The sequence below is a fragment of the Rhizobium centroccidentale genome, from assembly GCF_030182565.1.
GTDB lineage: Bacteria > Pseudomonadota > Alphaproteobacteria > Rhizobiales > Rhizobiaceae > Rhizobium.
Window position 1 is genome coordinate 63,642 of record NZ_JAQJCG010000029.1, and the last position, 6,331, is coordinate 69,972.

A 6,331-nucleotide genomic window follows, 5' to 3' on the forward strand; every position below is an offset into this window, starting at 1 on the left:
GAGACCATGGCCCGCATCGATCTTGACCACATCCGGCACGCCTACAATGATCACCCGAAATCCGATGCCGATTACGCGCTGAAGGAAGTCAACCACAGCTGGGAAGATGGCAGCGCCTATGCGCTGCTCGGCCCCTCCGGCTGCGGCAAGACCACGCTTCTCAACATCGTCTCAGGCCTGGTGCAGGCCTCCCAGGGCCGCATCCTGTTCGACGGCAAGGACGTGACCCGGCTGTCGACCCAGGAGCGCAACATTGCGCAGGTTTTCCAGTTCCCGGTCGTCTACGACACGATGACCGTCTACGACAATCTCGCCTTCCCGCTGCGCAACCGGCACGTTCCGGAAGCAGAGGTCAAGCGCAAGGTCGATGAGATCATCGAGATGATCGGCCTTTCGGACAGCGCCCACCGCAAGGCGCGCGGCCTGACGGCCGACGCCAAGCAGAAGATCTCGCTCGGCCGCGGTCTCGTGCGCTCCGATGTCAACGCCATCCTCTTCGACGAGCCGCTGACCGTCATCGACCCGCACATGAAGTGGGTGCTGCGCTCGCAGCTGAAGCAGCTGCACCGCCGCTTCGGCTTCACCATGGTCTATGTCACCCACGACCAGACGGAGGCGCTGACCTTCGCCGACAAGGTGGTGGTCATGTACAATGGCGAAGTGGTGCAGATCGGCACGCCGAACGATCTCTTCGAGCGCCCGCGCCATACTTTCGTCGGTTATTTCATCGGTTCGCCCGGCATGAACGTCATGCCTGTCGAAATCGAAGGCAGCAGCGCGCGCATCGGCCACCGCACGATCGCGCTTCCCGGCGCGCCGAAGGAAAAGCAGACCGGCCGTTCCGAACTCGGCATTCGCCCCGAATTCGTCCGCATCGGCCGCGAAGGCATGCCCGCCACCGTCACCAAGGTCGAGGATCTCGGCCGCCGCAAGGTGGTCCGCGCCAAGCTCGACGGCCAGGACATCGTCGCTGTCATCGGCGAGGACCAGACGGTGCCGGCCGAGCCGCACATCGCCTTCGATCCGGCCGGGATCAATATCTACGCCGACTCCTGGCGCATCGAGATGGGAGCCTGAGATGGACAAGACCTGGAACAACAAAGCCTGGTTCATGCTCATTCCGGTTCTGCTGCTGGTCGGCTTTTCCGCCGTCATTCCGCTGATGACGGTCGTGAACTATTCGGTGCAGGACACCTTCGGCAACAACGTCTTCTTTTGGGCGGGCACCCAGTGGTTCGAAGAAATTCTTCGGTCCGGCCGTTTCTGGGATTCGATGATCCGCAACCTGATCTTCTCCTTCGTCATTCTCGCGATCGAAGTGCCGCTCGGCATCTTCATCGCGCTTAACATGCCGAAGAAGGGCATCGGCGTTCCCGTCTGCCTCGTGCTGATGGCCTTGCCTCTGCTTATCCCGTGGAACGTCGTTGGCACGATCTGGCAGGTCTTCGGCCGCAGTGACATCGGGCTGATGGGCTACGTCCTCGTCAATCTCGGCATCGACTACAATTACGTCTCCGATCCGGCCGACGCCTGGGCGACGATCATCATCATGGACGTCTGGCATTGGACAAGCCTCGTCGTGCTGCTCTGCTATGCCGGCCTCGCCTCGATTCCCGACGCCTTCTACCAGGCCGCCAAGATCGACGGCGCGTCGCGCTGGTCCGTCTTCCGTTACATCCAGCTGCCGAAGATGAACCGCGTGCTGCTGATCGCCGTGCTGCTGCGCTTCATGGACAGTTTCATGATCTATACCGAACCCTTCGTCGTCACAGGCGGCGGCCCCGGCAACTCCACGACCTTCCTGTCGATCGATCTTGTGAAGATGGCACTCGGCCAGTTCGACCTCGGCCCGGCCGCGGCCATGTCGCTGGTCTACTTCCTGATCGTGCTGCTCTTGTCCTGGGTCTTTTATACCGTCATGACCAATTACGATGCGGGAGCAAGCCGATGAGCGGCAAACCCCTTTCCACCACGGCCGATAACGCCACCATGCACAAGCTGGCCGCCTCCGACGCAGCCGCAAATGCGACTGTTGCGACGGGCACCCAGGTTGCCCGCCGTCACGGCGAAAAAGGCCGATGGTCCTGGCTTGTGCCGACGATCTACATCATCTTCCTGCTCCTGCCGATCTACTGGCTCGTCAACATGAGCTTCAAGACCAACGAGGAAATCATCGGAGGCCTGACGCTCTATCCGCACCAGCCGACGCTGCGCAACTACGCGATCATTTTCACCGATCCGTCCTGGTACAAGGGCTATATCAACTCCATCACCTATGTCGTCATGAACATGGTGATCTCGGTCGTCTGCGCGCTTCCCGCGGCCTACGCCTTCTCGCGCTACCGCTTCCTCGGCGACAAGCATGTGTTCTTCTGGCTGCTGACGAACCGCATGGCACCGCCGGCGGTCTTTGCGCTCCCCTTCTTCCAGCTCTATTCGGCCTTCGGCCTGATCGATACTCATATCGCCGTGGCGCTGGCGCACTGCCTGTTCAATGTACCGCTGGCGGTCTGGATCCTCGAAGGCTTCATGTCCGGCGTGCCAAAGGAAATCGATGAAACCGCTTATATCGACGGCTATTCATTCCCGCGCTTCTTCATCAAGATCTTCATTCCCCTGATCGCAAGCGGCATCGGCGTTGCTGCCTTCTTCTGCTTCATGTTCTCCTGGGTAGAACTGCTGATCGCCCGCACGCTGACGACGACCGATGCCAAGCCGATCGCCGCCATCATGACACGCACGGTCTCGGCCGCCGGCATGGACTGGGGCCTGCTTGCCGCCGCCGGCGTGCTGACGCTGATCCCCGGCGCACTCGTCATCTATTTCGTCCGCAACTACATCGCCAAGGGCTTCGCGCTCGGCCGCGTCTGAAGGAAAACCGCCATGAATACAGACTTTTCCTGGATGGCTTGGACCCTGCCGACGGCGCTGTTCTTCGCGACGATCCTGCTGCTTTTGATTGGCATGGCGGTCTGGGAATATTTTTCGCCAGGCGGTAATCCGCGCCTCGGCATTCTGCGCTTCGAAACGACGCGCGGCGACCGGCTGTTCATTTCGCTGCTCGGCGCCGCCTTCATCCATCTCGCCTGGCTGGGCCTGGGAGGCCCCAGCCTGTGGTGGGCTCTTGCTCTTTCCGTGGTCTACGCCATCGGCGTCTTCCGTCTGGTCTGACGCGGAAATTCAACCCGTTACCGCCCCGTTGCCCATCCGGTCATGCGGAGCAGTAAGGCAAATCGGTACAGATGGCCGGAAATCCGGCTGCCTGACAATGCACTCGCAACCTGTAGGGAGGAATATATGCGACGGCATCTCTTGACGACAACGGCAGTTGCCTTGCTGGCTCTGGCCGGCACGGCGCACGCCGGCATGAACGAAGCCAAGACATTCCTGGACAAGGAGATCGGCGATCTCTCGACGCTTTCGCGCGCCGACCAGGAAAAGGAAATGCAGTGGTTCATCGATGCGGCCAAGCCTTTCCAGGGCATGGAAATCAAGGTCGTGTCGGAAACTCTGACGACGCACCAGTATGAATCGCAGGTTCTCGCGCCGGCCTTCACCGCCATAACGGGCATCAAGGTTACCCACGACGTCATCCAGGAAGGCGACGTCGTCGAAAAGATCCAGACGCAGATGCAGACCGGCCAGAACCTCTATGACGGCTGGGTCAACGATTCCGATCTGATCGGCACGCATTGGCGCTACAAGCAGGTTCGCAACCTGACCGACTGGATGGCTGGCGAGGGCAAGGACGTCACCAATCCGGGCATCGATATCGCCGACTTCATTGGCACCAGCTTTACGACTGCTCCGGACAAGAAGCTCTATCAGCTCCCTGACCAGCAGTTCGCCAACCTCTACTGGTTCCGCTACGACTGGTTCAACGACCCGAAGAACAAGGCCGATTTCAAGGCTAAGTACGGCTACGAACTCGGCGTGCCGGTCAACTGGTCGGCCTATGAAGATATCGCCCAGTTCTTCACCGGTCGGGATGTCGACGGCAAGAAGGTCTTCGGCCATATGGACTATGGCAAGAAGGACCCGTCGCTCGGCTGGCGCTTCACCGATGCCTGGCTGTCGATGGCCGGTAACGGCGACAAGGGCCTGCCGAACGGCCTGCCTGTTGATGAATGGGGCATCAAGGTCGATGCCAATTCGCGTCCTGTCGGCTCCTGCGTCGCCCGCGGCGGCGACACCAACGGCCCGGCTGCGGTCTATTCGATCCAGAAATATCTCGATTGGTTGAAGGGCTACGCTCCGGCGGAAGCCCAGGGCATGACATTCTCCGAATCCGGCCCGGTTCCGGCGCAAGGCAATGTCGCCCAGCAGATCTTCTGGTACACGGCCTTCACCGCCGACATGGTCAAGCCCGGCCTGCCGGTCATGAATTCGGATGGCACGCCGAAGTGGCGCATGGCGCCGTCTCCACATGGCGTTTACTGGAAGGACGGCATGAAGCTCGGCTATCAGGACGTCGGCTCCTGGACGCTGATGAAATCGACTCCGGTCGATCGCGCCAAGGCCGCATGGCTCTATGCGCAGTTCGTCACTTCGAAGACGGTGGACGTGAAGAAGAGCCATGTCGGCCTCACCTTCATCCGCGAATCCACCATCCGCGACAAGAGCTTCACCAAGCGTGCGCCTGAACTCGGCGGTCTGATCGAGTTCTACCGTTCGCCAGCCCGCGTGCAGTGGTCGCCGACCGGCACGAACGTTCCTGACTATCCGAAGCTCGCACAGCTCTGGTGGCAGGCGATCGGCGATGCCGCTTCCGGCGCCAAGGATGCGCAAGGAGCCATGGATGCGCTTTGCGCCGATCAGGAACGCGTCATGCAGCGCCTGGAACGCGCCGGCGTGCAGGGCGACATCGGCCCGAAGCTCGCCGAAGAGCACGATCTCGCCTACTGGAACGCAGATGCCGTCAAGAACGGCCATCTCGCCCCGCAGCTGAAGGTCGCCAACGAAAAGGAAAAGCCGATCACCGTCAATTACGACGAACTGGTCAAGAGCTGGGCCGACGCGAAGAAATAAGCAACCGCACTTGGAGATGCGGCGGTGCCGGGGTCTGAAAGGACCCCGGCATTTTATTGTTTCAGAGCTCCAGCACGGCGTTTGCCAGAAACGCCTTCGCATGAAGGCGCTTGGCACAGGAGACCGCAAATCAAAATCAACTGAACCCCGGATCCGATGGCTGTCATATACTTGACACATTCCATCTACGCGCAAACTATCCTTACCCGGGTCAAGACTTTGACGCTTGTTTGAGATCGTTGATGCGATGAGTTGATTTCCAGAATTTCATAAAGGAGAACGGAGTGGGAAATAGATATCTAGGGCGCCTGACATTCGTGATCGGCCTTGCGTCCGCCTTGCCGGCTTTGGCCGCCGATCTGCCGGCCGTCATGCCCGACGACAATCTCAATGCCGTTCTGTGGGATCAGACATCGGTCGAGGCGCAGGCCAACGCGCTTGGTGCCTATGCGCTCGGCCGTATCAGGCTCGATGAAGCGCTGGCCGACAAGAACTGGACCGCGGCTCCGGTCGAGCAAACAGGTAATTTCCAGGACTTTCCACCCGCCATCATCCTCGATGTCGACGACACCGTGCTCAACACCTCGCCCTACCAGGCGCGCAACATCACGGCGGGTACGAGCTTCAAGCCGGACACCTGGACGCAATATGTGAATGCTCAGCAGGACAAGCCTATTCCCGGCGCGGTGGAATTTACCCAATATGCAGCGTCAAAGGGCGTGAAGGTCTTCTACGTCACCAACCGTACTGCCGATGAGGAAGGCCCGACCGTTGAAGAAATGAAGCGCTTCGGTTTTCCGATGGGCGACAATGTCGACACTTTCCTCAGCGCCAAGGAACAGCCGGACTGGGGTTCGGCCAAGGGCACCCGCCGCGCCTTCATCGCCAAGAACTATCGCATTCTCTTGATGTTCGGCGACAATTTCGGCGACTTCACCGACGACTACAAGGGTACGGTCGAAGAGCGCCAGAAAGTCTTCGAAGCCAACAAGGCGCATTTCGGCCACGACTGGATCGCCATCGCCAACCCGACCTATGGCTCGTTCGAAAGCGCACCCTATAAGGGCGATTACAAGCTGCCGCCGGAAGAACAGCGCCGGATGAAGCAGGATGCACTGAAGCCCTGGGATGGGAAGTAGGCGTCTTTCGAGAGTGATTGCCAGGCGCGTTCAACTCTGTGGGACCTTTGTGCCTGGCCCCTCATCCTAGGAGACCTGTGCGCGGGTAGGCTTTCTGCTTGAATTTGCTGTATTTCCTCGGATGGGAAGCGTATCGCAGGCGTCGGCATACGCGGCTTGGAACA

Annotated in this window: 6 protein-coding genes; all 6 read left to right on the forward strand. The window is 60.1% G+C overall.

Annotated features, from left to right (window positions below; all coding sequences use genetic code 11):
• Positions 1 to 6 precede the first annotated feature (6 nt).
• Entirely contained in the window at positions 7 to 1,077 is a 1,071-nt protein-coding gene (locus tag PH562_RS27715; RefSeq protein ID WP_285176922.1) for an ABC transporter ATP-binding protein, read from the forward strand.
• A 1-nt stretch (position 1,078) separates the two neighbouring features.
• Entirely contained in the window at positions 1,079 to 1,951 is an 873-nt protein-coding gene (locus tag PH562_RS27720; protein ID WP_113231372.1) for a carbohydrate ABC transporter permease, read from the forward strand.
• 38 nt (positions 1,952 to 1,989) lie between these two features.
• Entirely contained in the window at positions 1,990 to 2,871 is an 882-nt protein-coding gene (locus PH562_RS27725) for a carbohydrate ABC transporter permease (protein ID WP_285176930.1), read from the forward strand.
• 12 nt (positions 2,872 to 2,883) lie between these two features.
• Entirely contained in the window at positions 2,884 to 3,171 is a 288-nt protein-coding gene (locus tag PH562_RS27730; RefSeq protein ID WP_075853518.1) for a DUF2160 domain-containing protein, read from the forward strand.
• Between the two features lie 126 nt (positions 3,172 to 3,297).
• Complete coding sequence (locus PH562_RS27735; RefSeq protein ID WP_285176924.1) at positions 3,298 to 5,028, forward strand: ABC transporter substrate-binding protein; 1,731 nt, start codon at positions 3,298 to 3,300, stop codon at positions 5,026 to 5,028.
• 284 nt (positions 5,029 to 5,312) lie between these two features.
• Positions 5,313 to 6,167, forward strand: a complete 855-nt coding sequence (locus tag PH562_RS27740) for a 5'-nucleotidase, lipoprotein e(P4) family (RefSeq protein ID WP_285176925.1) — start codon at positions 5,313 to 5,315, stop codon at positions 6,165 to 6,167.
• Positions 6,168 to 6,331: the final 164 nt, after the last annotated feature.